This window comes from Bacillus sp. LM 4-2, from assembly GCF_000978495.1.
Lineage (GTDB): Bacteria > Bacillota > Bacilli > Bacillales > Bacillaceae > Bacillus > Bacillus subtilis.
In genome coordinates this window covers 1,198,518-1,223,824 of sequence record NZ_CP011101.1, presented here as the reverse complement: position 1 = coordinate 1,223,824, position 25,307 = coordinate 1,198,518, and the positions used below count along the sequence as shown (strand labels likewise).

30 protein-coding genes and 1 riboswitch are annotated in these 25,307 nt (G+C 44.6%); of the genes, 8 read left to right on the top strand and 22 right to left on the bottom strand.

Features of this window, described 5'->3' with window-relative positions; translation table 11 throughout:
* Positions 1 to 2: 2 nt before the first annotated feature.
* From thiF to bslm_RS06145, 7 genes are all read right to left on the bottom strand, one after another.
* Entirely contained in the window at positions 3 to 1,013 is a 1,011-nt protein-coding gene (gene thiF / locus bslm_RS06175; RefSeq protein ID WP_046380940.1) for a thiazole biosynthesis adenylyltransferase ThiF, read from the bottom strand.
* Positions 1,010 to 1,780, bottom strand: a complete 771-nt coding sequence (gene thiG / locus bslm_RS06170; protein WP_010886483.1) for a thiazole synthase — start codon at positions 1,778 to 1,780, stop codon at positions 1,010 to 1,012. The genes thiF and thiG overlap by 4 nt, the downstream gene beginning before the upstream one ends.
* Positions 1,777 to 1,977: a sulfur carrier protein ThiS gene (thiS, locus tag bslm_RS06165; RefSeq protein ID WP_015252345.1), complete on the bottom strand. Its 201-nt coding sequence runs from the start codon at positions 1,975 to 1,977 to the stop codon at positions 1,777 to 1,779. The genes thiG and thiS overlap by 4 nt, the downstream gene beginning before the upstream one ends.
* Positions 1,977 to 3,086, bottom strand: coding sequence for a glycine oxidase ThiO (thiO, locus tag bslm_RS06160; protein ID WP_046380939.1), 1,110 nt, complete (start codon positions 3,084 to 3,086; stop codon positions 1,977 to 1,979). Before thiO ends, thiS begins: the two co-directional genes overlap by 1 nt.
* The gene (tenI, locus tag bslm_RS06155; RefSeq protein ID WP_046380938.1) at positions 3,070 to 3,687 is read right to left on the bottom strand and encodes a thiazole tautomerase TenI; all 618 of its coding nucleotides are present in this window, start codon (positions 3,685 to 3,687) and stop codon (positions 3,070 to 3,072) included. The genes thiO and tenI overlap by 17 nt, the downstream gene beginning before the upstream one ends.
* Positions 3,662 to 4,372 carry a thiaminase II gene (gene tenA, locus bslm_RS06150; RefSeq protein WP_003232909.1) on the bottom strand — a complete coding sequence of 237 codons (711 nt, stop codon included), beginning with the start codon at positions 4,370 to 4,372 and terminating at the stop codon, positions 3,662 to 3,664. Before tenA ends, tenI begins: the two co-directional genes overlap by 26 nt.
* Positions 4,373 to 4,450: 78 nt before the next feature.
* A riboswitch (TPP riboswitch) is annotated at positions 4,451 to 4,559 on the bottom strand.
* 61 nt (positions 4,560 to 4,620) lie between these two features.
* A complete protein-coding gene (locus bslm_RS06145) occupies positions 4,621 to 6,465 on the bottom strand; it encodes a monovalent cation:proton antiporter family protein (RefSeq protein ID WP_029317615.1) in 1,845 nt (614 codons plus the stop codon).
* Between the two features lie 234 nt (positions 6,466 to 6,699).
* Between bslm_RS06145 and prpE the strand changes: the two genes are divergently transcribed.
* Positions 6,700 to 7,434, top strand: a complete 735-nt coding sequence (prpE, locus tag bslm_RS06140; protein WP_003244765.1) for a bis(5'-nucleosyl)-tetraphosphatase PrpE — start codon at positions 6,700 to 6,702, stop codon at positions 7,432 to 7,434.
* A 12-nt stretch (positions 7,435 to 7,446) separates the two neighbouring features.
* On the opposite strand, the gene bslm_RS06135 is transcribed toward prpE, so the two are convergent.
* Genes bslm_RS06135 through bslm_RS06120 form a run of 4 tightly spaced genes read right to left on the bottom strand, consistent with a single transcriptional unit; the run spans position 7,447 to position 10,212 of the window.
* Positions 7,447 to 8,346, bottom strand: coding sequence for an RluA family pseudouridine synthase (locus bslm_RS06135; protein ID WP_015383360.1), 900 nt, complete (start codon positions 8,344 to 8,346; stop codon positions 7,447 to 7,449).
* A 14-nt stretch (positions 8,347 to 8,360) separates the two neighbouring features.
* Complete coding sequence (locus bslm_RS06130) at positions 8,361 to 9,161, bottom strand: NAD kinase (protein ID WP_003232918.1); 801 nt, start codon at positions 9,159 to 9,161, stop codon at positions 8,361 to 8,363.
* Positions 9,162 to 9,179: 18 nt separating this feature from the next.
* The gene (gene yjbM, locus bslm_RS06125; RefSeq protein WP_003245294.1) at positions 9,180 to 9,815 is read right to left on the bottom strand and encodes a GTP diphosphokinase; all 636 of its coding nucleotides are present in this window, start codon (positions 9,813 to 9,815) and stop codon (positions 9,180 to 9,182) included.
* Positions 9,816 to 9,843: 28 nt separating this feature from the next.
* Positions 9,844 to 10,212, bottom strand: a complete 369-nt coding sequence (locus tag bslm_RS06120) for a UPF0738 family protein (protein WP_046380937.1) — start codon at positions 10,210 to 10,212, stop codon at positions 9,844 to 9,846.
* Between the two features lie 124 nt (positions 10,213 to 10,336).
* Here bslm_RS06120 and bslm_RS06115 point away from each other — a divergent pair, with 124 nt between their 5' ends.
* The 5 genes from bslm_RS06115 (at position 10,337) to bslm_RS20540 (ending at position 13,688) form a co-directional block, all read left to right on the top strand.
* Positions 10,337 to 10,909 carry a CYTH domain-containing protein gene (locus tag bslm_RS06115; protein WP_014479452.1) on the top strand — a complete coding sequence of 191 codons (573 nt, stop codon included), beginning with the start codon at positions 10,337 to 10,339 and terminating at the stop codon, positions 10,907 to 10,909.
* A 14-nt stretch (positions 10,910 to 10,923) separates the two neighbouring features.
* A complete protein-coding gene (gene cwlQ / locus bslm_RS06110) occupies positions 10,924 to 11,658 on the top strand; it encodes a bifunctional muramidase/murein lytic transglycosylase (RefSeq protein WP_046380936.1) in 735 nt (244 codons plus the stop codon).
* A gap of 254 nt (positions 11,659 to 11,912) precedes the next feature.
* Complete coding sequence (locus tag bslm_RS06105; RefSeq protein WP_046380935.1) at positions 11,913 to 12,311, top strand: globin domain-containing protein; 399 nt, start codon at positions 11,913 to 11,915, stop codon at positions 12,309 to 12,311.
* The gene (spxH, locus tag bslm_RS06100) at positions 12,308 to 13,207 is read left to right on the top strand and encodes a protease adaptor protein SpxH (protein WP_024573348.1); all 900 of its coding nucleotides are present in this window, start codon (positions 12,308 to 12,310) and stop codon (positions 13,205 to 13,207) included. Before bslm_RS06105 ends, spxH begins: the two co-directional genes overlap by 4 nt.
* 313 nt (positions 13,208 to 13,520) lie before the next feature.
* Positions 13,521 to 13,688, top strand: coding sequence for a hypothetical protein (locus bslm_RS20540; protein ID WP_003244944.1), 168 nt, complete (start codon positions 13,521 to 13,523; stop codon positions 13,686 to 13,688).
* Positions 13,689 to 13,725: 37 nt separating this feature from the next.
* Here bslm_RS20540 and pepF read toward each other — a convergent pair whose 3' ends face one another.
* Entirely contained in the window at positions 13,726 to 15,555 is a 1,830-nt protein-coding gene (pepF, locus tag bslm_RS06090) for an oligoendopeptidase F (RefSeq protein ID WP_173401378.1), read from the bottom strand.
* Positions 15,556 to 15,784: 229 nt separating this feature from the next.
* Positions 15,785 to 16,906 carry a competence protein CoiA gene (gene coiA / locus bslm_RS06085; protein WP_003232938.1) on the bottom strand — a complete coding sequence of 374 codons (1,122 nt, stop codon included), beginning with the start codon at positions 16,904 to 16,906 and terminating at the stop codon, positions 15,785 to 15,787.
* A 73-nt stretch (positions 16,907 to 16,979) separates the two neighbouring features.
* Here coiA and bslm_RS21280 point away from each other — a divergent pair, with 73 nt between their 5' ends.
* A complete protein-coding gene (locus tag bslm_RS21280) occupies positions 16,980 to 17,102 on the top strand; it encodes a hypothetical protein (RefSeq protein WP_003245684.1) in 123 nt (40 codons plus the stop codon).
* Here the strand turns inward: bslm_RS21280 and mecA are convergent.
* Both mecA and bslm_RS21275 read right to left on the bottom strand, forming a co-directional pair.
* A complete protein-coding gene (gene mecA / locus bslm_RS06080) occupies positions 17,097 to 17,753 on the bottom strand; it encodes an adaptor protein MecA (protein WP_003245194.1) in 657 nt (218 codons plus the stop codon). The two genes, bslm_RS21280 and mecA, sit on opposite strands and share 6 nt — an antisense overlap.
* On the bottom strand, positions 17,720 to 17,860 hold the full coding sequence (locus tag bslm_RS21275) for a hypothetical protein (protein WP_119122854.1): 141 nt from the start codon (positions 17,858 to 17,860) through the stop codon (positions 17,720 to 17,722). Before bslm_RS21275 ends, mecA begins: the two co-directional genes overlap by 34 nt.
* Before the next feature lie 169 nt (positions 17,861 to 18,029).
* Between bslm_RS21275 and bslm_RS06075 the strand changes: the two genes are divergently transcribed.
* The gene (locus bslm_RS06075) at positions 18,030 to 18,686 is read left to right on the top strand and encodes a TerC family protein (RefSeq protein WP_003232944.1); all 657 of its coding nucleotides are present in this window, start codon (positions 18,030 to 18,032) and stop codon (positions 18,684 to 18,686) included.
* 42 nt (positions 18,687 to 18,728) lie between these two features.
* Here bslm_RS06075 and spx read toward each other — a convergent pair whose 3' ends face one another.
* From spx to oppB, 7 genes are all read right to left on the bottom strand, one after another.
* Positions 18,729 to 19,124 (bottom strand): transcriptional regulator Spx, encoded by a 396-nt coding sequence (gene spx / locus bslm_RS06070; RefSeq protein WP_014476435.1) that lies wholly within the window; start codon positions 19,122 to 19,124, stop codon positions 18,729 to 18,731.
* A gap of 180 nt (positions 19,125 to 19,304) precedes the next feature.
* The gene (locus bslm_RS06065; protein WP_003224597.1) at positions 19,305 to 19,883 is read right to left on the bottom strand and encodes a GNAT family N-acetyltransferase; all 579 of its coding nucleotides are present in this window, start codon (positions 19,881 to 19,883) and stop codon (positions 19,305 to 19,307) included.
* Between the two features lie 164 nt (positions 19,884 to 20,047).
* Positions 20,048 to 21,265, bottom strand: a complete 1,218-nt coding sequence (locus tag bslm_RS06060) for an MFS transporter (RefSeq protein ID WP_080478438.1) — start codon at positions 21,263 to 21,265, stop codon at positions 20,048 to 20,050.
* A 107-nt stretch (positions 21,266 to 21,372) separates the two neighbouring features.
* Complete coding sequence (gene oppF / locus bslm_RS06055) at positions 21,373 to 22,290, bottom strand: oligopeptide ABC transporter ATP-binding protein OppF (RefSeq protein ID WP_003245567.1); 918 nt, start codon at positions 22,288 to 22,290, stop codon at positions 21,373 to 21,375.
* A gap of 1 nt (position 22,291) precedes the next feature.
* Positions 22,292 to 23,368, bottom strand: coding sequence for an oligopeptide ABC transporter ATP-binding protein OppD (gene oppD / locus bslm_RS06050; protein WP_072173823.1), 1,077 nt, complete (start codon positions 23,366 to 23,368; stop codon positions 22,292 to 22,294).
* A gap of 4 nt (positions 23,369 to 23,372) precedes the next feature.
* The gene (gene oppC, locus bslm_RS06045) at positions 23,373 to 24,290 is read right to left on the bottom strand and encodes an oligopeptide ABC transporter permease OppC (protein ID WP_003232954.1); all 918 of its coding nucleotides are present in this window, start codon (positions 24,288 to 24,290) and stop codon (positions 23,373 to 23,375) included.
* Positions 24,291 to 24,293: 3 nt separating this feature from the next.
* Positions 24,294 to 25,229, bottom strand: a complete 936-nt coding sequence (gene oppB / locus bslm_RS06040) for an oligopeptide ABC transporter permease OppB (RefSeq protein ID WP_003245554.1) — start codon at positions 25,227 to 25,229, stop codon at positions 24,294 to 24,296.
* Positions 25,230 to 25,307 lie beyond the last annotated feature (78 nt).

The window sequence follows — 25,307 nt, the reverse complement described above, 5'->3', positions numbered from 1 at the left end:
TATTACCCGATCCATTTATGATAAATGGATTTTGCCCGGGCAATATCATTTGTTCCATGGATCAAAGCTCTGCCGTCCCGGAACAGCACCATTTTCATATCATCCGAGCGGCAGGAAATTAAATACGGGTTCGCAGTTACTTCAAGCCCGGCCTGCCTCAGCTGACCGGCAAGCGCTTCAAGATCCGCTTCTTTCGTAATAGATGATCTGATCTGCACCGTGTTCCTGCCGCACAATACAGCCGCTTTTGTTTGATTTTCATATGACAAAAACGGAAAATCCTTTGTGCCGCAGCTTGGGCATGCGTCATGTTTGAGACTGGCCGCTCTCACTTCTGACCGCTCATTTTTCCACAAATCAAAGGAGCGCAGCACCGGCTCGCACTCCTCTCCCGTCAGCAGCTTCAGTGCATCTGTTACCTGAAAGACTGCTACCTGCAAAACAGCCGGACTGATGATGCCGGCTGTGTCACATGTTGCTCCGCCAATCGGAAGTGTATCGAGCAAGCAATGCAGGCAAGGAGTAGAACCCGGCACCACGGTAAAGGTGAGACCGTAGCTCCCTACACAGGCACCGTAAAGAAAAGGAATCCCTTCCTTTACCGCAGCATCATTTACGATCAGGCGGGTTTCAAAATTATCAGCCGCATCCACTATAATTGATGCATCCCTAATCAGCTCGAAGATATTTTCTGCTGTCACATCCATGACAAGGCCGGTCACATCAACATCGCTGTTAATCGAACGGAGACGGCGCTCCGCAGCGGCTGCTTTCGGCATTTCTTTTTTGACATCATCTTCTGTATAAAGCTGCTGGCGCTGGAGGTTGCTCCATTCAACATAATCTCTGTCGGCAATTTTCACAGAGCCGACTCCCGCTCTCACCAGCATTTCTGCACTGGCTGTTCCGAGCGCGCCGGCACCGATAATCACGGCGCGCGCTTCTTTCAATTTTTTCTGGCCGGATGGGCCGATCGGAGCAAACAGCTCCTGCCTTGAATACCTGCCCGTCATACAGGAAGACCTTCTCCCGGACTGCTTGCCGTTCCGTATTGCTTAAGCGGGATTCGGCCCGCCTCATAAGAAAGGCGCCCTGCTTCCACTGCGAGCTTCATGGCACGAGCCATTTTCACGGGATCGTCAGCGCCAGATACAGCCGTATTGAGCAGTACGCCATCCGCTCCAAGCTCCATTGCGTATGCCGCATCTTTAGGCGAGCCGATTCCCGCATCCACGATGACCGGCACTTTCGCCTGTTCAATAATAAACGACAGATTCAAAGGATTTAAGATTCCTTGTCCTGATCCAATCGGAGATGCACCCGGCATGATGGCATGAACGCCGAGCTCTTCCAGCTTTCTCGCCAGCACAACGTCATCCGACGTGTACGGGAGCACAATAAAGCCTTCTTCAAGAAGCTGTTCAGACGCTTTTAATGTCTCAACAGGGTCAGGCAGCAAGGAACGGCTGCATCCGATGACTTCAACTTTAATCATGTCACAAAGGCCGGACGCTTTCGCCAGCCTTGCAATCCGAACCGCTTCTTCAGCAGTGCTGGCGCCCGCTGTATTCGGCAAAAGCGTATATTTGGATAAATCAAGCTGTTCCAAAAAATTCGGCTGAGATGCTTCAAAGATGTTCATTCTCCTTACAGCAAATGTTAAAATATCAGACTCAGAAACAGCTACTGCTTCCTTTTGAATGTCAAACGATGGGTATTTCCCCGTGCCCAGCAGCAATCTTGATTGAAATGATTTTCCGCCAATTGTTAACATGCTCATCCGCCTCCTACAAAATGGACAATTTCAATGACATCACGATCACAAAGCTCAACCTCGTGATAGCGTTCTTTCCCGATTATTTCTTTATTTCTTTCCACGATAACGATTTTATTTTCAAGCTGATACGACGCCAGCAGGTCTTGAATTGTACCTGCGTCTTTTTCCCACTTCACGTCTTTACCGTTCAGCTGTAGCATCATATCTGAACCGCCTCCTTGCGATCAATTCGGAATGCGTGCAGCCAGTCTTGGTTGACCTCTTTATTCATGATGAGATCACTGATCAAAGCGCCCGTTGCGGGAGCAAGCAGGATCCCGTTTCTGAAATGGCCCGCCGCAAATAAAATACGGCTGTCCTCAGGATGTCTTCCGATGTACGGTTTTCCATCCTTTGTTCCCGGCCGGAGTCCCGCCCAAAAACGATCCACCTTCATATTCTGTATAGCCGGCAGCATCGTTTTTGCTTTTTTCATAACGGATTCCAATCCGCCAAGATCCGGTGCTTCACTCCAGTCCCCCGGCTTCATTGTCGCGCCGACAACCAGTTTGCCGCTTTTTCTCGGTACGATATAGCAGTGATCATGGTAAAGCGTTTTTGTCAGCGGGATATCATCATTCCAAACGGACAGGCACTCCCCTTTTACAGGGAGAAAAGCATTGTTCAGTCCAAGCTGTTTAAAAAACATTCCGCTCCACACCCCGCTGGCAACGACAACATGATTAGCCCATACGTCTCCGCTAGGGGTCTTGATGGACAGGGCTTCACCGTCACGTTCGACATGCAGGACGGGCGTATGCTCAAAAATCTCCGCCCCAAGCATTTTTGCTGCTTTCACATACGCCTTGCAAACAAAATAAGGCTCCACATGCACATCATCCTGAATAAAAGATGCACCAAAGATGTCACCAGACGCATACGGCTCTTTTTCTAACACCTCTTCTTTTGAATACCAGCTGACAGAGTCCAAATCGTCCATCTGTCTCAGCTGCAGCACATCTTCTTCAGAAAATGCAAGCTTAAACATACCGCCGTTATGCTGCCTGATATCCACACCGGATAATGCATAAAGCTCTTCTCCAAGACCTTTGTACAGACGCTGACTGTGCATAGCGAAATCAAAAAACGCGTCACGTTCCTCGCATTCGGCATGGGCGCCCAGCATTCCAGCAGCGGCACTTGTCGTTCTGCCGCCCATTGTTCCGCTTTCAAACAATGCGGCGCTTTTGATTTCCTTTGCCAAATGATAAGCAATCGCGGAACCGATAATTCCGCCTCCAATCACCACTGCTTCATAATGCCTTTTCATAGCGCATCTCCTTTAGCTTACGGGAATATCGTCTGGCTGCTTCCAAGGGCTCAGCGGAAGACAAAATTCCTGACATAACAGCAATGCCGTCTGCCCCTGCTTGTTTTACGTCTCTTAACCTGTCCGGCGTCATCCCCCCGATGGCTATAACCGGGATGGAAATCCGCTGTTTGATATCTGACAGCAAAGATACTCCTCTGCCTTCAAGACCCTTTTTGCAATCCGTTTCAAACACATGGCCGAACAGCACGTAGTCCGCGTCTTCCTTTTCTGCTTGAACCGCTTCCTCCAGTGAATGCACCGACCTCCCGATATGAAGGTGTGGAAATCTGGCTCTGACCTGCTTCGGTGAAAAGCTGCCGCTTGGCAGCTGCACGCGGTGAATAGTAGAGAAAAGCGCAATATCCACGCGCCCGTTCATCACCAGTTTTCGTTTATCTATACCGCCTTCAAAAATAAGCTCGAGCAGTTTCAAAATATCCGCCGCCGATTTTGAGCGTTCCCGAATATGAATAAAATCAACTTCATTCTGAATCGTAATGATGATTCTCGCTAGCTCTTCTACCGGCTTGCTGTCATCCGTTATGGCGTGAAGCTCCACATTCCTCCACCTCTTTTATGGCGCTGTCAGACCAGCCTTCTTTTCGATAGGCCATTCCCCAAAATTGATATTCATAGTAGCTGGAGATGACAAAATTCTCTTTCATCTTGGCACGCACTTCCTCCGTGCTGTTTTCCGCCAGCTCATCAAAGCGGTTGATTTGCTCCTCGACCTGTTGTCTAAACCAATCACCGCCGTACGTCCCAATCCACTTTTGATAAATCGGATGCCCAGGATCGCAATGCAGCAATTTTTCACCAACCTCGTAATAAAGCCAGTAGCATGGCAGCAGGGCCGCTAAGATTTCTGCGAAATTCCCGCTCAAAACCGAACGGTACATATGGGATGTATAAGAGTACGCCGTAGGAGACGGCTTAAACGCCTTACGCTCTTCCTCGCTGATTTCCAACAGCTCGGCAAACTCACGATGAAGCGCCATTTCCGCCTCATATGTACCTTGGGCATGGCTTGCCATCCGCCCCGTTGTATAAAGATCCTTCGCATAAGCGGCGCCAAATGACTGCACCTTTGCAAAATGCGTTAAATAATAGGAATCCTGAAGTACGTAGTATTTAAAACGGTCAATCGGAAGCGTTCCGTCACCGATTCCTTGAACGAACGGATGGACAAAGCTCCCCTCCCACCATTCTGCGGCTGCACTGCGGCATTCTTCTGAAAACTTCACAAATCATTCCCCCTCTGAAAGTAAAAAAACCACTTTCCCGCAAGGAAAAGTGGTTTGGAATTGGCATAGTAAAATAACACAAATACCGCTCCACTTCCCTACGCAGGTCTGAACCTGTTCAAGTTATGAGGGTCTAAAAGTCACACTTTTATCTCAGCCCTTATGAAGGACACCCCTAGTGGTTAAACGAATACATATTGAATTGTTCTGCACCTCTATATTAACACGAATCCTTATTTGGTCAAGATTTATCCTTCCAATGTTTTCTTAAGATCCGTTACGTACCCCCGAGATCCGGTGACAATTAAACGGTCTCCCAATTTCAGCCTCGTATCCCCATGAGGAACGATGCTGTCCACACCTCTGAAGATCCTGACAAAGATGACGTCACCTGTTAAAGGGAATTCCCGTAAAATGACACCATCATATTTACTGTTCTCCATATTAATTTGATACAGCGAAGACTCTTGGTTCGTGAGCAGCTTCATGACGCCAGGCGCTTCAATCAGTGCGCGAAGCAGCGTTTTTGTCGACAGCAGAATAGAAAAGATGCTGATTCCCTGCTCCTTCAGAGCTGCTTCATGCTCCGGTGAGCCTACGCTTGCAATGACTCTTTCTGTGCCTTTATCTTTTGCAAGTAATGCAATGTCTGCATTCATATCTTCATTTCCTGTCGCCACAACGAGGATATCCGTTTCAAAAATGCCGAGTGATTCAAGCGTCTCGTGTTCATAGTCAGAAATTGTTTCAACAGCAAACACTGATTCTGACAGCTTTTCCTCCGCATTCTCTTGGTAGACGTGTACAACACGCACGTCATACTCTTCCTCTGGCAATTCGAGTGTGACAGGCAAAGTCATTTGATTGGCGCCAATGAACGTAATCGTCTTTTTCTCCTCCGGCTGCTCTTCCCGTTTGTATAATTTTTTAAAACAGATCGGCGTAAAAATACTTGCAATGACAGCTACTAAAATTAGCGCTCCTGACATATTTGCACTGATCACGTGAAGCTGCTGCCCGATTGTTGCAGCGGCAATCACGAGCGAAAGCGTTGATGTCAGCAAGAAACCAGACGCGAAAATGGTTCGGTTATCATACCACTTCTTTAAGTACATGACAGGAATGATTTTGCTGACTAACAGCGCCAGCAGCAGGAGCGGAATCATGATTAAAATTGTTTTATCCTGAAAAAGAGTCCAAATATCCAGCTTCACACCGACCATCACGAAGAAAATCGGTATTAAGAACCCATAACCAAATGAATCCAGCTGCTGAACAAGTTCTTTGTTTGGCGAAAGCAGGGAAACGAGAACCCCCGCTAAGAAAGCGCCGAGAATATTTTCCGCCCCAAGTGATTCAGACAGGGCAACGAGTACAATAATTAACGTAAAAATGGCACGCGTCCCGATCTGGATCGTCCCTTTTGACATGGACTGCACAAAAGAGCGATGTTTAAAGACCCGGCCGAAAAAGTAAAGCACCACTCCGGCTGCAAACAGAATCATCAGGAGCCACATGTTTCCGCTGTCCTCTCCGTATAAAGAAGAAAAAACAGCAAGAAGAATCATCGTGGCCAAATCAGCAATAACAGCAACAAGCAAAATAATCTGCCCGATATTCGAATTCATGATCCGTTCTTCTTTTAATGTTGGAACGACAACGCCTAACGATATCGTTGAAATAATAAGGGTCATTAAAAATGCATTTTGGATAAATCCGGCCAAGACGAACCCATAGGACAAGAGCAATGATAAAATAAAAATACCGACGAAAATAACAGATGCCGCAGCAAACGTATTCGGCGCTTCCTTGCCATTCGGCAGGAACTGCTTTTTCTTTCCTTTCTCAAACGACGAAAAATCAATTTCAAGCCCGCTTAAAAACATCAAAAAGATAAATCCGAGCATAGAGAGTGTTTGGAGCCAGGTGTCACCCTCCACAACTAAATTAAGGCCGCTTTTCCCAATAATCAGCCCCATAATGATTTCAGCAACAACAACCGGGATGCTGAGTTTAAACCGATGCAAAAGGATGGGTGTCAAAAATGCAACGATAAGTACAACAACTAAAGATGCGACAGATGTATGCGCCATAATCAGAACCTCCTTTTTAAGTCAGGGTTATGCTAGTTCTCACTCAGAGAACAAAACCTCATTTTTAAAAAACATAACGCGATTTTAACAAGGGTGATGATGAAAAATAAAGTGATAAGGTCTTAATCCTGTTTAGAAAATGATTCTTCTTCTATAATTTGCACATAAAAGCTTGTGATGACTCACAACACTTTGCTTCATAATAAATAAAACAATTTGTAAGGAGGAGACCGCATGGCTTACGATATCATCAGCGATATTCATGGCTGCTATGACGAAATGACTGCATTAATCCAAAAGCTTGGCTATACAATCAAAAATGGAGTACCTGTCCATGAAGAAGGCAGGGTGCTTGTTTTTGCCGGAGATTTAACTGACAGAGGGCCCAAATCGATAGAGGTCATCCGATTTGTAGCCGGCGCTTACGAAAAAGGCGCTGTGCGTTATGTCCCGGGAAACCATTGCAATAAATTATATCGTTACTTAAAAGGAAATCCGGTAAAAGTGATGCATGGTCTCGAAACAACAGCGGCAGAGCTTGAGGAACTTTCCAAAGATGAGAAAAAATCAGTCAGCGAACAGTTTATGAAGCTGTACGAAACAGCGCCGCTTTACGACATCTTACATAATGGAGAATTAGTTGTCGCCCATGCTGGCATAAGAGCTGACGATATCGGCAAATATACCCGCAGAGTGAAGGACTTTGTGCTTTACGGTGACGTGACGGGTGAAACATATCCGGACGGCAGACCCATCAGGCGTGATTGGGCGGCAGCCTATAACGGAAAGGCTTGGGTGGTATACGGTCATACACCTGTGAAAGAGCCTCGGAAGGTCAATCGCACCATCAACATTGATACAGGCTGCGTGTTCGGAAATCAACTGACAGGCTTTCGCTTTCCAGAAATAGAAACCGTCTCTGTTCCAAGCTCCCTGCCTTACGACGAATCAAGATTTCGCCCCATATAAAAAAGGAGAGAATCAATGATTCTCTCCTTTTATCAGTTTTCTCATATCCTGAGGCAGTGGAGCATGAAACGTCATGTTCTCCTGTGTCAGCGGATGGATAAATGAAAGATGCTCGCTGTGCAGAGCCTGCCGGCCAATTTCCTGTCTCGTTCCGCCGTACAGTGTATCGCCGCACAACGGGTGCCCGAGATAGCTCATATGAACACGAATTTGATGGGTTCGTCCAGTCTCAAGCTGCAATGCCACCGAGGTCATGTCATCATTTGCACATGTGACGTAAAAATGAGTAACAGCCTTCTGGCCGTCCGGTGTTACCGTCCGTTCAATAATACTGTCAGGATGTCTGCCAATCGGAGCATCGACTGTTCCCTCCATCTGTGCCATCCGCCCGTGAACCACTGCCGCATACCGGCGTTTCACAAGGCCGTTTTTTTGCGCAGACGATAAAATGGAGTGGGCAAATCGATGCTTGGCAACAAGCATGACACCTGATGTATCCCGGTCTAGCCGGGTGACAAGATGTACTGTCGCCCTCACTCCGTTTTTTTGATAATGATCAATAATTCCATTGGCAATGCTGCCGGAGGGGTGCTCTCTCGAAGGGATTGATGACACATACGGCTGCTTGTTTATCACAAGCACATGTTCATCCTCATAAAGGATATCGAGCGGAACAGGCTCTGCCAGCAGCGTCTCGCTCACCTGTTCCTCAGGAAACTTCACGATAAGAAGATCTCCCTCTTTCAAAACGTATTTGACCGTCACATGCTCACCGTTAATCTGCAGGTCTCCCCCGCCAAACTTAATATCGGTCAGCAGACGTTTCGAAATTCCCAGTTCACCGGCATATTCTTTTACAGTCATCCCGTCCTCAGCGGAAGTAATGTTCTTTCTGATAAAAAAATGCTCCACGATATGCCCTCTTTCTATTCACCTTTTCCAATAAACGAATCCTGGACTCTTTTCCAAAATGGAAACGGACGGAATCTCGCAAACCGCACTTTTTCGGATGCAACTTGGCAGCGGATCGACTTTACATCCTTATGGAGAAGGGTTAAATGGTCAATCGTCACTTGAAAGTCAACTTCGTTTCTCGGCTTAATCATGCAATCATGATGGGATGGGAGAAGCAGAGGTGACCCGACCGTACGGAACACGCGGTTATTAATTGAAGCCATTTCCGCAAGCTGGATCGCCCTGATAGACGGATGGATAATCGCTCCGCCCAGCGCCTTATTGTAGGCTGTGCTGCCTGATGGAGTTGACAGGCAGAGGCCGTCGCCCCGGAAGGTTTCAAAGAGCTGCCCTTTGATTTCCACATCAGCAACAAGGCTTCCTTCGATGCTTTTAATCGTACATTCATTCAAAGCTAAGTATCTTTCTTCCCGCTCGTTTTCGTGATAGGTCACAATGACTTCGAGAAGCGGATATTCGACTGTATGATACGGCGTTTTCGCGATGGCAAGAACAAGTTTTTCAATTTCATGAGGAACCCAGTCGGCATAAAAACCCAGATGACCTGTGTGAACGCCGACAAATGCTGTTTTGTCCAAGCGGTCGCTGTATCTGTGAAAAGCATACAAAAGCGTTCCGTCGCCTCCGACTGAAATAACGATTTCCGGTTCATTTTCATCCAGTTCCATATCAAAATCCAATAAATACGCCTGTATTTTGCTTTTCAGCGTATCAGAAACTTGATCTCCTTTTGATGATACGGCAAATTTCATGCTCTTCTTCCCCTTTACCTATTGTTGCTCGCTTCCTTTTTTCTTTCTTGAAAAGGCAGCTTGAGCTTCCTGTACTTCACCCCTGATCTCCGACATCTCTTCATCAAGCCGGGAAGCCGCTTCAGAAGCGCGCTGAAGCCTTAGTTTTACTTTTTCAGGAATGTTTCCGCTGTATTTATAATTCAATGAATGTTCAATGGTCGCCCAAAAATTCATCGCCAGTGTACGGATCTGTATTTCTACGAGAACATGCTTTTCTCCGGATACCGTCTGCAAAGGGTACAGCACAACAAGATGGTATGACCGGTATCCGCTCTCTTTATGTTCCGCAATATAATCCCTCTGATCCACAACGGTGAAATCTTTTCTGGCAAAAAGCATCTCTTTTACGATTTGGATGTCATCGACAAATTGGCACATGATTCTAAGGCCAGCAATGTCCTGCATGGTTTCAATTTCATGCAGCGGTATGCTTTTCCGTCTCGCTTTTTCAAGAATGCTCGCCACAGGCTTGACGCGTCCGGTCACAAATTCGATCGGTGAATGGTCGTCCTCGTATTCATATAGTGTGCGGATCCCCTTGAGCTTCACTTTCAACTCTTCGACAGCCTGGCGGTACGGCACTAAAAAACGCTCCCATTGTTTGTCATCCATCATACATCCCCCAATTCCGAACCAGTTTCTATAAAAACACGCGTTTCACTTTTTCTTCCATTTCTTCTCCATAGTTTGCATTATCTTTTATATTTTCTAAAAGATATTCCAGCTCCTCATGCAGGCCTGCCAGTTCAATTGTTTGGTCTCCTGCCTCTAAAACAACCGGTATTTTTTGTGCATGGGCCTGCTTCAGTTCCGGCCATACATGTTCCTTTATAATGACATATTCAAAAGAATCAGCTAATTCAAGTATGTATACAAAAGCAAAGTGGTCAGAATCAACAAGCATTTGACCTGACGGCTTGCGTTTCGCTTCGTTTCCTTCTGTCTGACAGGCAAGGCGAAGCTGATCATCCGATAATGTTGCATTCAAAATTTCGATTCTGTTTTGCATAATGCTCTCCTTTTTTAAACAAAGTACAGATTCATTTTATCATATCGAGCTCGATATTGATAAACCTAACATCTAAAGAGATAATAGTAAAAATAAGATTTACAGGGCGGAAAGGAAGAGCATCATGAGCCAAGAAATTGAAATCGAATTTAAAAACATGCTGACCAAACAAGAATTCAAAAACATAGCAGCGGCACTCCAGCTGACAGAAAAAGATTTTACAGATCAAAAGAATCATTATTTTGATACAGACAGCTTCGCGCTGAAACAAAAACAAGCTGCGCTTCGTATCCGCAGAAAAAACGGAAAGTATGTCCTTACATTAAAGGAGCCGGCTGATGTGGGGCTTCTGGAAACGCACCAGCAGCTTTCAGAGGTATCAGATCTCGCTGGATTTTCAGTTCCCGAGGGCCCTGTGAAGGACCAGCTGCACAAGCTTCAGATCGATACGGATGCCATTCAATACTTTGGATCTTTAGCAACAAACCGTGCGGAAAAAGAAACAGAAAAAGGCTTAATAGTTTTAGACCACAGCCGATATTTAAATAAAGAGGACTATGAAATTGAATTTGAGGCGGCGGATTGGCATGAGGGCAGAAAAGCTTTCGAGAAGCTGCTTCAGCAATTCAGCATTCCTCAGCGCGAAACCAAAAATAAAATTCTGCGTTTTTATGAAGAAAAACGAAAGTCTATATAAGGTGGAATGGCATCGTGAATGTAACGAATTGGGCAGCTTTACTTCAGCTTCAGGCACTACAGTCCATATCTAATGCACGCAGCAGCTCGGACACTCAGAATACGGAAAGCCCGCTTTCAAGTTTTAGCTCTTTGCTCAGCCAATATACAAACGGTCTGACATCTCAGCAATCAGCACCTTCTTCATCGCCAAGCCCGCTCAGCATGCTGAACAGCGCGAATACAACAGCGCCGTCACTGCTTTCAGCGTATGGGCTTAACTCATATACGAGCAGCAATTCAGGTTCAGTCACAAAAGCGGCAGAAAGCACTGAAACAGCTGCTGCAGATTCAGCTTCAAACAAACATGAAGCAAATCAGATCAGTTCGGGAGACTTCTCTATTGACAGTGCGATTAAAAAAGCCGCTGATAAATATGGCGTTGATGAAAAACTGATCCGTGCCGTCATCAAACAGGAATCAGGCTTTAATGCAAAAGCGGTCAGCGGAGCAGGCGCGATGGGCCTCATGCAGCTGATGCCGTCAACAGCAAGCTCACTTGGCGTTTCCAATCCGCTTGATCCGCAGCAAAATGTGGAAGGCGGAACGAAATATTTAAAACAAATGCTGGATAAATACGACGGCAATGTGTCTATGGCATTAGCGGCTTACAACGCCGGACCGGGGAATGTTGACCGATACGGAGGCATTCCTCCTTTCCAAGAAACGAAAAACTATGTAAAAAAAATAACTTCAGCTTATTACGCGTAACCAGAGGTGCTCTTTCCCTCTGGTTTTTTTGCGAAGTGAAATCTTACGCATTCCTGATTTTTATGTGATATGATATGAAATACAAACCCCGGCTGTTAGCCGAAATGAGTCATCAAACGCATAAAAGGCAGTTTGTTTGTAGAAATGATGCCTTGTTGCTAAAATAAATCTAGATGAAACAATGAAATACAGAAAATTACTTTTTGCAATAGGATTTATGATTCCTATTAGCCATATTTAAAGGAGTAGTCAACATGGGACAATCGTTTAACGCACCTTATGAAGCGATTGGAGAGGAACTTCTATCGCAACTTGTTGATACTTTTTATGAGCGTGTCGCGTCTCATCCTTTGCTGAAGCCGATTTTTCCAAGCGATTTGACAGAAACCGCCAGGAAACAGAAGCAATTCTTAACTCAGTATTTAGGCGGGCCTCCGCTTTATACTGAGGAGCACGGCCATCCTATGCTCAGAGCAAGGCATCTTCCCTTTCCAATTACAAACGAGAGAGCTGATGCGTGGCTCAGCTGTATGAAGGACGCAATAGACCATGTAGGGCTGGAGGGCGAAATTCGTGAGTTTTTGTTTGGCCGGCTGGAGTTGACAGCAAGGCATATGGTGAATCAAACGGAAGCGGAGGATCGATCATCTTGACAAACTATCAGCATGAGCTATACTTCGCCCATTGCCACGGTCATCCAAAAAAGCCGCTTGAAATTTATATGTTTGTAGACCCTTTATGTCCAGAATGCTGGTCCTTAGAGCCCGTCATCAAAAAGCTAAAAATCAGATACGGACGTTTTTTCACCTTACGCATTATCGCTTCCGCAAGCCTTACCGCTTTAAATAAAAAGCGAAAAAAGCATCTTCTCGCAGAAGCATGGGAAAAGATCGCGAGCCGCTCTGGCATGTCATGTGACGGCAATGTCTGGTTCGAACAGGAACAGCCGCTTTCATCGCCTTATATGGCTGCTCTCGCTTTTAAAGCAGCCGAATTGCAAGGCCGAAAAGCCGGCATGCAATTTCTCAGAAATATGCAGGAGAGCCTATTTGTTTCAAAGAAAAATATTACGGATGAAAACGTGCTTTTGGAGATTGCTGAAAATACAAGTCTCGATCTTGAAGAATTCAAAAAAGATCTGCATTCTCAAAGCGCGGTCAAGGCGCTTCAATGTGACATGAAAATTGCTGCTGAGATGGATGTTTCTGTTAATCCGACACTGACGTTTTTTAATACGCAGCATGAGGATGAAGGGCTTAAAGTTCCTGGCAGCTACTCATATGATGTATATGAAGAAATTTTATTTGAGATGCTTGGCGACGAGCCGAAGCCTTCGGAAACACCGCCTTTAGAATGTTTTATTGAATATTTCCGCTTCGTTGCCTCGAAGGAAATTGCTCTTGTATATGACCTGAGCCTTGAAGAGGTAGAAAAAGAAATGAAAAAACTGGCGTTTGCTAAAAAGGTTGCCAAAGTAGAAGCCAAACACGGAATGTTTTGGAAGTCTCTCAGCACTTATTCTGATGAATATCAATCATGTGAAAAATAGCCGCAGGCGTGCATATGCTTGAGGCTGTTTTTTTATGCCATAACCAAACGTACGTTCCATTTTTAGCACTAAAGAAACCGCGCCGGGATAAGCGCGGTTTCATATGTCTTAACGACAACAAAGGGGATGGGAGAAATTTTTCACGGTCAAACAAAGGGGTAATGTTTGTTTGTGATCAATTTCACATCCTTATGATAACAAAAGATGTCGACTTTTGACAACCTCTATGCTTAATGTTCATATTTTTGTCACAAAACATAACGAAGTGCATTCACTCATATCCTTATAAGGAAAAAGGACGAGGAGGACCGCCATGATGTCTACTTTGATCTCAATTGTGTGCATTGCTGTTTTTTTCTGCTTGAATATCTTAGGCATGATGCATATGCTGCCGCTTTATATTACCTCTCCTCTGCTGTTTCTGTCTATTTTGTTTACCCTCTACCGCTTGAATCACCGGAAAACCTTTAAAGGGTTTTAAAAAAGCCTGTGCGTCATTTCCGCACAGGCTTACTTTTTTAAGACTGCTTGACTTTCATCAGCAGCTCTTCCATTTCATCAAGTTTTTCTTCAAACATTTTGCACGCGGCTTCGATTGGCTCTGGAGACGTCATATCAACACCCGCTTTTTTCAGGACATCAATCGGGTATTGTGAGCTTCCCGCTTTCAGGAAGTCAATATAACGGTCAACCGCCGGCTTTCCTTCCTTCAAAATCTGGCTGCTTAATGCTTGGGCAGCGCTGTACCCTGTCGCATACTGATACACATAGTAATTGTAATAGAAGTGCGGAATACGCGACCATTCAAGGCCGATTTCCTTATCAATCACCATGCCGTCTCCAAAATACTTTTTATTCAGGTCGTAATAGACCTTTGTCAGAAGCTCAGGTGTAAGCGGCTCGCCTTCTTGCGCCTTTGTATGGATCAGATGTTCAAATTCAGCGAACATCGTTTGTCTGAAAACCGTTCCCCTGAAGCCCTCAAGCATATGGTTGAGAATATATAAGCGCTGTTTTTCATCCTCTAAATTGTTCAGCAGATATTCGCCAAGGAGCGCTTCATTTGTCGTAGAGGCAACTTCCGCGACAAAGATGCTGTAATTGCCATATGGATAAGGCTGGTGCTTTCTCGTATAGTAGCTGTGTACGGAATGTCCAAACTCGTGCACGAGCGTAAAGAGATTATTGACGTTATTATGCCAGTTCATCAAAATATACGGATTCGTGCCGTAAGCTCCTGATGAATAAGCCCCATTGCGTTTGCCTTTATTTTCGTAAACGTCCACCCAGCGGTTTTCCAGTCCTTCTTTTAGGATAGAGGCATATTCTTCCCCTAAAGGTGCAAGGCCTTTCAGCATGTAATCTTTGGCTTCCTCGTATGTCACCTTCATCCCAGCATCTTTCACAAGCGGTGTATACAGGTCATAGATATGCACTTCATCAAGCTCAAGCACTTTCTTTCTTAGCGCAATATAGCGGTGCAGGAGCGGCAAATGCTTATTAATCGTCTTAACAAGGTTATCGTATACTTCCTCAGGAATACTGTTGTTAGAAAGCGCAGCCTCACGCGCGGACTTGTACTTTTTCACTCTCGCGTAGAAGTTGTCCTTTTTCACAGTGCCGCTAAGCGTCGTGGCCATTGTATTTTTATATTGTCCGTACGTTTTATACACTGCGTCAAACGCATTTTTGCGGACTTCACGGTTTTCACTTTCCAAGAAATTAATAAAGTTGCCGTGAGTGATCTGTTTTTCATTCCCATCTTCGTCTTTAATGGATGGAAACGTTATATCTGCGTTATTTAACACACTGAATGTATTTGAAGATGACCCCAGTACCTCGGAGGCTTCAGCAAGCAGTGCCTCTTCCTTCTCGCTCAGCACATGCGGACGTTCCTTTGTAATCTCCTCAATCGCATGAGAGTACAGCTTTAATTCTTCTTTTTCAAGAATGAACTGCTGCAGTTTGTCTTCTTCTATGGATAAAATCTCCGGAACCAGATAAGCTGTCGCGCTTGCGGCCTGTGTATACAGGTTTCCCGCCTTGTCATTCAGCCCCTGGTAAAAGGAGTTCCCAGTATCCTGGTCAGAGCGCATATGCGCATATGTGTACAGCCTACCCAGCCGCTCCATCACTTTATCTTGATACGTAAGAGCCTCGTATAAATGATCAGCTGAATCTGCCAGCTTTCCTTTATACTTAGATAAATTCGGAATTAATTCTTTTACAGCTTGAAATTCTTTATTCCAGGCCTCATCACTAGGAAAAATATCCTCAAGTCTCCATGTGTCTTCTGCCTTTACCTCACTTCTGTCAGGCAGTTGGTTTGCTTTTTTTTCCTCAGCCATGGTGATCCCCCTCGTCTTCTTTGATTCAAGCCAATTGAAAAAACAGCTGTTTCTCAATAAACTTGTGTTGTGAATATCTTCCGGTTTTTCACTGCCTTTTGTCAAATCATATGCAGTAATGAAGAGAACGAATGCCAAAAAAGCAGTAAAAACACGAAAAACCTTTCCTTTTGTGCCTTTCACAGCCTGCCCACCACCTTTGTCTTAGGGTGAGCCAAATAAGACAAACTCATTCTATAAAACAGCTGCGGTCTCTTTCTATGAGATCCTGCATGGAGTGTATGCCGCCTGCAGGCTGATTCAGCACATATACTTCTTTCTGAGTCTCCCTTAAAAATCCCTTCTTGCACAAAAAATCAATATACTGTTTAACCGCTTCTGAAAGACACTCTTCGCTGCATTCAAACCTGAGTGCAATGTTCTTATTATGAATGTGCAGTTTGCACTGCTGCAAAACGGCTGAAAAACGAATTGGCGCACGTTTACCTCCAAGATCCGTCATAAACAAATAAAGAAACCCCTGCCACACAAAAACCGGACTCTTAAAAACTGCCCCTTTTCTAACAGGAACAAACACTTCAGTCGGCAGAAAAGAAAAAGGCGTCTGCCGTTTCTCATAAAACAGCAGCCTAAGGCGATTTGTTTCCTTTGAGTTAAACCGATGGGGTTTATGGCGAAAACGGTGAATCGCTTTCGTCCAGCCTGAATATTGAATTGAGGGTTTCGGTTCAGTGAAAAAAAGATCGCCTGCACCTGCCCGATGGATAGGGATCGTTTGGACTGAGGAATAAGAATGGTTTGTGTAGAATGGAATGATGTGGCTGAGCCGGAGAAAAGAACGCCTTTCAGGACAATAACATATCAGCTCTCTGTATGGACTTGCATTGATAAACTGCCAATGAAAAGCTGAAAGCTGATAAAAGGACGAAGCAGTCCGTTTTAAGCGGCTGTATCCCATAATCCACTGCGGGATGATTCCTTCTTGTTTGAAGCCCTCTGTCCGCTTTTGAAAGACATCTGGAGCGATAGTGGCGCATTGATATTCAACAGCAAGCATATGCTCCTTGATCCTTGCCATGACGTCCGGTCTTTGGTTGATTGTCCTTATATACGGCTCCAATATTGGTGAAGCCCGTTGTGTTTTCAGCCATACATACAGCTGTCTTTTTCCTTCTAAGTGGTAGGCGCTTTCCGGTTCGATGTCTATGGAGCAGGACTTGTTCTGTTTATGGGCAAAATGCGGCGCTTTTTGAAGTCCGAGCTTCACAGCTAGCTCTCCCCCGCATACCGGACAGAAGAACCGTCTCCGCTTTAATTTCTGGTTTTGCTGAGCGCCTAGAAGGTGAAACAGTTGGCCGTCTTCAGTCACAGCACTAAACAATTGTCATCTCTCCTTTCCAGATGAAGTATACTTTCTGGAAAAGATGATCAACTCCTGTTCGCTGTATTTTCTGCTTGTCTATATGTTTTTGATTTTTCACATCTCTAAAATGGCATTTTCGTGCATAAAAAAAACCGATTTCCGGAAGGAAATCGGTTTGCTATGATGCAAAGTGTTTTTTTATCGTTTCTAGAGCATGCTCTGAAATAATCAGCTTGCCGTACTCTTCAAGACGGTGTATGCTGATTGAGGATTCAGTTGCGTACTCCAGCAGGATGCTTAGCTGATTTTCAACCTCTTCATCAGTCATATTGCAAAAATCTACATATAAATAATATCGGTTCTCAAACGAATATAAAGTCGTTTTGCTTCCGTTAACGTTCAATTTAGATAGAGAAATAACATCCTCAAAATCGCCAAATCGCAAGACAAATTGAAGCTTTTGCTCCTTCTCTTCCTGATTGACGGCTTGCTCTTCTTTCTGGAAATCATCCAGCAAGGCGTCAAGATCCTCAGATGCTGGTTCTTGCTTTTTATCCTCAGGAATCGGCAGTTCGAGCTTTTGTCCGTCTTTGGAAAGCTGGGCTTTTGTGACGATGATTTCTAATCCTTTGTCCAGTGCCTGAACTTGAATCCAAAGTGGGCCTTCCACAGCGAATTCCTCTTCTTCATGAACTTCATCCATGACTTCCCAGAAAAGTTCTTCACTGCGCTCACGGTTATACCAAATTTCTTCTCTGTCAAAACCGCGATCTTCAATATCTCCGTAAGACATATAAAATTTTACTGTATGCTCGTTAATTCTTTCAATTTCCATTTGCCAACCTTCCCTTCTATATAAGATGTTGAAGGGACATCTAAGCTCCCGATTAATTGTACTTTACTACACTTTACCCATTCCGTCCACATCTTAACCTTAACCAAGGCCAGTGTGAATTCCTTTGTATTTCTATTTTATGATAAAACAGTCACAAAAGAAATAAAAATGCACCTTTGCCTAAAAAACGGCAGATCAGGCGGCTGATATCATAAAATATGACCTGTCTCATATAGTAGTAGTACAAGCGAAGGACTGAAAGCGAGGTGCCGCTTCATGGAGCATGACTATCTGATTTCTCTGCTCGTCATTGTTGGGATTGACCTGATCCTCGGCGGAGATAACGCGGTTGTTATTGCCATGGCCAGCAGACATTTGCCGGACAAGCAAAGACAGCAAGCCATTATTCTCGGAACATTTATTGCCGTTGCCATGAGAATCGGATTAACAAGTGCAGCAGTATATCTTTTGAACATTCCGTTCTTGCAGTGCGCCGGCGGAATTTTCCTGCTGTATTTAGGATATCAGCTGCTGATTGAAAAAAAAGACACGAAACACATTAAAAGCAGCACCTCCCTGTGGAGAGCGATACGAACGATTGTGCTTGCAGATCTCTTTATGTCGCTGGACAACGTCATCGCAGTTGCGGGAGCTTCACACGGTGAGTTTTCTCTCGTTGTTATAGGATTGTGTGTATCGGTTCCGGTTATTATTTGGGGCAGCAAACTCATCCATATTGCACTAGAGAAAATACCGCTTCTGATTTACGCGGGAAGCGGGCTGCTTGCTTATACTGGCGGAGAAATGATTGTCAGAGACAAAAAGCTGTCTCTTTTTATGGCGCAGCACGGCACAGTTGAAACGCTCCTCCCCATTTTGACGGTTGCGTTTGTCATCCTTGCGAGCATTTATTACCAGCAGGTTGAAAAATAAAAGAAGGCTGATGACTCAGCCTTCTTTTGATGATACGATCTATTAGTTTGCCAAACGCTGTGCTTCTCTTAATTGGAAAGAGCGAACTTTTCTTGGCAGGAAACGTCTGATTTCGTCTTCGTTATATCCGACCTGCAAACGTTTTTCGTCAATGATGATCGGACGGCGAAGCAACCCTGGATGCTCGTTGATCAAGCGGTACAAATCTTGCAGCGGCATAGATTCAACGTTCACATTCAGTTTTTGGAATACTTTTGAACGGGTTGAGATGATTTCATCTGTACCATCCTCAGTCATTCGAAGAATTTGTTTTATTTCATCAATTGATAAAGGTTCAGAGAAAATATTTCTTTCTACAAATGGAATATCGTGCTCCTCGAGCCACGCTCTCGCCTTTCTGCATGAAGTACAGCTTGGTGATGTGTATAGTGTAACCATTTATCTTCACTCCTCTAATTAGTAGGATGAACATCTATTTTATTCTTAAATTGAAATTACTCTAAAAAAGGAATCTTTACAGGTATTATACTATAAAAAAGTAAGTGTGAACAGTATCCTAAGAAAAAAATGTGTCAATCCAGCAAATTTTTAATGTTCATGATATGTTCTAATTCTCAATTAGCTTAACTGATCGAAAATATTTTTTTGTTTTTCTTCATCAATGAGTTTCAGGACTTCATCCGTTTTTTCGTACGATTCCCCGTACCATTTCTCGTCTTTATAAGTATGAATGTTTTCATATGTTTGTTTCATGGCTTCAAGAATTTCTTCTTCTGATTCTGTTTTTGGTGACCAGTACAGAATCTCCATCTTGTTTACTTCATTCGTAGCCAATGACCGGCGCCGGTACCCAATTGACTGAGCATGCTTGAAATGCTCTCTTTGATAAAACCTCAGGCGTTTTTCTGTATCAGTATCATCTTCATCCACAGGTTCCACCTCGAGCAATATGGGCTTATTTTTCTTTTTCAGCTTCGCGATCAATTTGCCGCCAAGCCCCTGCCCTCTTGCATCCTTAGACACATACAGATAATCAACGAAGATAAAAGAATCGAACTCCGCAAACATTAAAATATGATGTTTGCCTTCATCTTTATGATAAATATCGCTTCGCTCTTTCAGAAGAGCTTCCATATGCGCTTTTGATTTCATTTCTTCAATTGGAAAGTACTCGCTAAGCTTTTCATACCAGTTCATTGATTTGCTCCTTATGAGTTCGTTGTCTTCATACTTTTAGATATACCCCATTTCTTCTTGTTTAAACAGCCTTACATCTATAAAGACGTGCGAACTTCCGCCATGGTTTCATTTTTTTTTCAGCAAAAACCGAGCCAGCTGCTCCGTTCATTTTGAAGTGTATCTCATTGAACTCGATTTTCTCGCCTGTAATGAACCAGGCGGGGCTGCGCCAGTGCAATCAGAAATGTCATGATATATAATGCAGCAGCCGCGATAAAAGCTATTTTCGCACCAGCAGCATCAGCCACTAGCCCCATAATGGAGTAGGTGACGCCTGACCAAAGAGTCAAAATCGCATTTTTTGCAGCCATGATTCCGATTCGTTTCTGCTCGGGAATAACCTCCTGCAGCATGGTTTCCTGGCAAATATCACGCACCTGATAAAAAGGCCCCATTGCAGCACAAGCCAGAGCGCATAAAAATGGGACTGGAGAAAATGAAAACAAAAGGGTCAGCGCCGACATTACAAGCGAGCTGAACATAATGGCATAGCCCATATTCCGCTCAAAAAAAGAAGAAAAACGAATGGCAATCACACTGCCGACAATTGCGCCTATAAAATAGGAAGCGTTAAACATCCCCCACCACACCTCTGTTTCATGCAAAACAGCCGCAGTAAATGCGAGGAGAATAGCAGATGACCATACGGAACCCGCCAAAGCTTCTATCATGTCCATTACAGTAATGTCTCTTACAATAGGGATGATCATTAAATCCTTCCATATACTTCTGGCAGATGCTGTTTCAGCAGTTCCTACAGCCTCTTCTTCATTTACATGCAGCACACTGATGGAAGCTCCCGATAGAACAAACAGGCAAATAGCAGCGCCGACAATGAGTTCAAAAGGGACGGCGTACGTCAGAAGGCCTCCAAGGCCCCAGCCTGCTGTTAAGAATAATTGATTCGAGAGAGAGATCACACCATTCGCTTTTACATATTGCTTCTTTGGAACAATAATCGGCAGCAGCGCAAATCTTGCCGGCTGAAAAAAAGCGCCCGCGAAGGAAAAACAAAACACAAACAGCAGCGTAATCCAAAAGAATGCCTGTCCGTGATGAGTGACGCTGTATGCCATCAGGATTGTAAAGACCGCTCTCAGCAGATTCGCTCCCACAAGCACCTTTTTAAAACCGAGAATGCGAAGCACCGGAGAGACGCAAAAGCTTGCTGCTATACTCGCAAACGACATGAACGATAAAATAAGGCCCGCCAAAAAAACAGAGTCAGTCATTTGATAGACCCGGACCATTAAAACGATTGTGACGAGGACTCCTGCTAAAGATTGAAAAGATTGAGACAGCAATAGTGCAAAAACATTTTTGTTATGCAGAAATTGAATCGTATTTCGCCTCCGTTTTTTTCCTCTAATTGTAAATGTTATCATTCTCACTTTCTATGAGGACGCAAAAAAACCCTTCAAGAGAAATCTCTTGAAGGATTGATGAATCATGAAAAAGCTTTAAATTCGGCTTCCGTGCACATCACAAAATGTCCCGGTTTGACTTCACGGAATTCCATCGTTTCCCCATCCTTTAATTGATGGACGGACGGATCATATTTCTGGCGAACGCGATTTCTCTCATAGTCTGGATCTGGAAGCGGAATCGCAGAAAGCAATGATTTTGTATATGGGTGAAGCGGATTTTCATAAAGCTCATCTGCCGGCGCAAGCTCAACCAGTTTCCCGAAATACATGACGCCAATGCGGTCACTGATGTATTTGACCATCGATAAATCGTGGGCAATAAACAGGTATGTGAGCCCTTTTTCTTTTTGCAGTTCTTTCATTAAATTCACGACCTGCGCTTGAATGGATACATCCAAAGCGGAAATCGGCTCATCCGCGATAATGAATTCCGGATCAACAGCAAGAGCTCTGGCAATCCCGATTCTTTGGCGCTGGCCGCCGGAAAATTCATGCGGATAGCGGTTCGCGTGTTCCTTGTTTAAACCAACTGTTTCCAATAGTTCATGAACCCTCTGCATCCGCTCTTTTTTCGTTTTTGCCAGCTTATGAATATCAAGACCTTCAGCAATAATATCAGCAACTGTCATTCTCGGATTCAGGGATGCATAGGGGTCTTGGAAAATCATCTGCATTTTGCGGTTGAATTCCAGCAGCTTTTTCCGCGATTTTCTCCCGTGCACATTTTCACCGTTAAACAGCACCTCACCATCGGTTGCTTCGTACAGCCGGATAATGCTTCGGCCTGTTGTCGATTTACCGCAGCCAGATTCACCAACCAGCCCTAATGTTTCACCTTTATAGATATCAAATGATAAATCATCTACAGCCTTAACCGTTCCCCTCGGCGTGACAAAGTGCTGTTTTAAATGTTTGATTTCTAATAGTTTTTCAGTCAATTCATTCACCTTCTCTCACTAAGACAGGTTTTTCAAACGTGTTTGCCAGTTTACGCATTTTCGCTTTTACCGCTTCTGGCGGCTCTACCTTTGGCGCGTCGGGATGAAGCAGCCACGATTTGACATAATGAGTATCAGATACCTTAAACATTGGCGGCTCCTGTTCAAAATCGATTTTCATCGCATAAGGGCTCCGCAGGGCAAAAGCATCTCCTTTTGGCGGGTTTGTCAAATCAGGCGGTGTGCCCGGAATGGCAGTCAGCTCTTCCTCTCCTGAACTTTCCAGTGTCGGCATGGATGCAAGAAGCCCCCAAGTGTACGGATGTCTCGGATCGTAGAAGATTTCGTCTACCGTACCAGTTTCTACAATCTGTCCCGCGTACATGACAGCGACCCGGTCAGCAACGTTAGCCACAACACCAAGATCGTGTGTGATAAAGATGATGGACGTGTCAATTTTCTTTTGCAAATCCTTCATTAATTCCAAAATTTGCGCTTGAATCGTTACATCAAGAGCAGTTGTCGGCTCATCGGCGATCAGAAGTTTCGGATTCGCTGCAAGCGCCATGGCAATGACAACCCTCTGTCTCATCCCGCCTGAAAATTCATGCGGAAATTGGTTCACCCGCTTTTCCGGCATTGGGATACCGACTAATTCCAGCAGTTCAACCGCGCGTTTTTTAGCCGCTTCCTTCGAGATCTTTTCGTGTTTAAAAAGCACTTCCGTAATTTGTTTACCGACCTTCATCGTTGGATTTAAAGAGGTCATCGGATCTTGGAATATCATGCCGATCTCTTTTCCCCGGACATTTTGCATTTCTTTTTCGGACAGCGGCACCAGATCCTTTCCTTCAAACAGGATCTCACCGCGTTTGAAATAACCCGGAGGCATTGGAATCAGCTTCATAATCGCTTGAGAGGTTACACTTTTTCCGGAACCTGATTCTCCAACAATGGCCAGCGTCTCCCCTTTATCCAGATGGAAATTCACTCCGCGGATCGCCTGGACCTCTCCGCCATATGTTTTAAATGAAATTGCTAAATCTTTTACTTCTAATAGGCGTGTCACCCGTATCACTCCCTTATTTACGTAACTTAGGATCCAATGCGTCTCTTAATCCGTCGCCGACAACGTTAAAACCAAACATTGTAATGCAGATAAATCCGGCAGGGAAGAATAAACGCCACGGATAATAGGTCAATGCAGGCAATCCGTCAGAAGCCATCGTTCCCCAGCTTGCCAGCGGAGCCGGAACACCAAGTCCCAAATAGCTTAAAAAGGCTTCTGTAAAAATCGCAGTAGGAACTGTCAGTGTCATCGTGACCAAAATAGAACCCATTGCGTTTGGCACGATATGTTTAAACAGAAGACGGGATGTTTTTGCACCCAGTGTCTGTGAAGCAAGCACATACTCCTGATTCTTCAGCTGCAGCACTTGTCCGCGCACGATTCTGGCCATATTAATCCAGCCTGTAATCGTCATGGCAATAATAATCGTAAATAGACCTTTCGGAAGAACAACCATCAGTAAGATAACCATTAATAATGAAGGAACTGCCCAAAGGATATCAGCGATACGCATCATGATTTCGTCCGTTCTGCCACCGCGGAAGCCTGAAATGCTCCCCCAAATGACGCCGATCAGCAAATCAAGAACAGCAGCTGCAACACCGATAAAGATTGAGATTCGCGCCCCTACCCATGTACGGACGAAAATGTCCCGTCCAAGATCATCTGTTCCGAACCAGTGATCTTTTGAAGGCGGCTTATCCGCATTTAAGAGATTAGTAGTTGAATAATCATACCTCGAGAACATCGGCGCAAAAATTGCCATAAGGATAATAAGTACGATAATGATAAGCCCGACCATTGCAAGCTTATTGCTGCGGAAGCGAAGCATCGCATCTTTCCAGAGGGAAAGGCTCTTTTTACTTATTTTTTCTGCATCGCCGGCATTCGCTGCGGCTGGTTCAAACATGTTTTTTGGAATGTTCTGCATGGCCTAGGCTCCTTTCTTTGCTTTGGAAAGCTTGATTCTTGGATCAATAATGCCGTATAACACATCTACGATTAATACACACAATAGCAAGATGACACTGAAGAACACCGTTACACCCATAATGACCGTATAATCACGGTTTGTAATACTGTTGACGAAGTGTGCACCAAGCCCCGGAATCCCAAAAATGGTTTCAATAATGAAGCTCCCCGTTAAGACCTGTGCGGCCATCGGGCCCATATATGTAACAACCGGCAAAAGCGCGTTTCGAATGGCGTGCCGCACTGTAACCGCTGGGCGGGACAGCCCTTTCGCTTTCGCTGTGCGGATATAATCACTGTTTAACACTTCGATCATGCTTGAACGGGAAAGTCTGGCAATAAACGCCATCGGCATGGAAGCAAGTGCGATTGAAGGCAAAAAGGTGTATGCCCAGGAATCCCACCCCGCGACCGGAAACAGCCCAAGCTTCATGGAGAACACATATTGCAGAACAGCCGCCATGATAAAGCTCGGAACCGAAATACCAAATATCGTTAAAATCGCGACGGTATAATCCTGCCACTTATTATGGTAAAGGGCTGCAATGACCCCAAACAATACACCTAACGCTAAAGCGAGGAGAATAGCTTCTGCTCCAAGAGTGAATGAAACGGGGAAACCTGAACTGATCAGGTCGTTAACACTCTGACCTTTATATTTAAATGACGGTCCGAAATCCCACATTGCAACTGATTTCAAATAACTGACATATTGTACAAACAGCGGCTTGTCCAAGCCATAATGCGCATTTAAATTTGCTTCAATTTCAGGCGGAAGCTTTTTCTCACCTGAAAATGGCCCGCCCGGTGCTGCTTGCATTAAGAAGAATGTCACAGTTACAATCACAAATAGTGTGATAATCATATAGACTAAGCGTCTTCCGATATATTTTAGCAAGGGGGAACACCTCCATGGTTTTTACATTTTTATACTCCATCAGTAAGAAAGGTATATGGGGCTTTTCTCCCCATATAC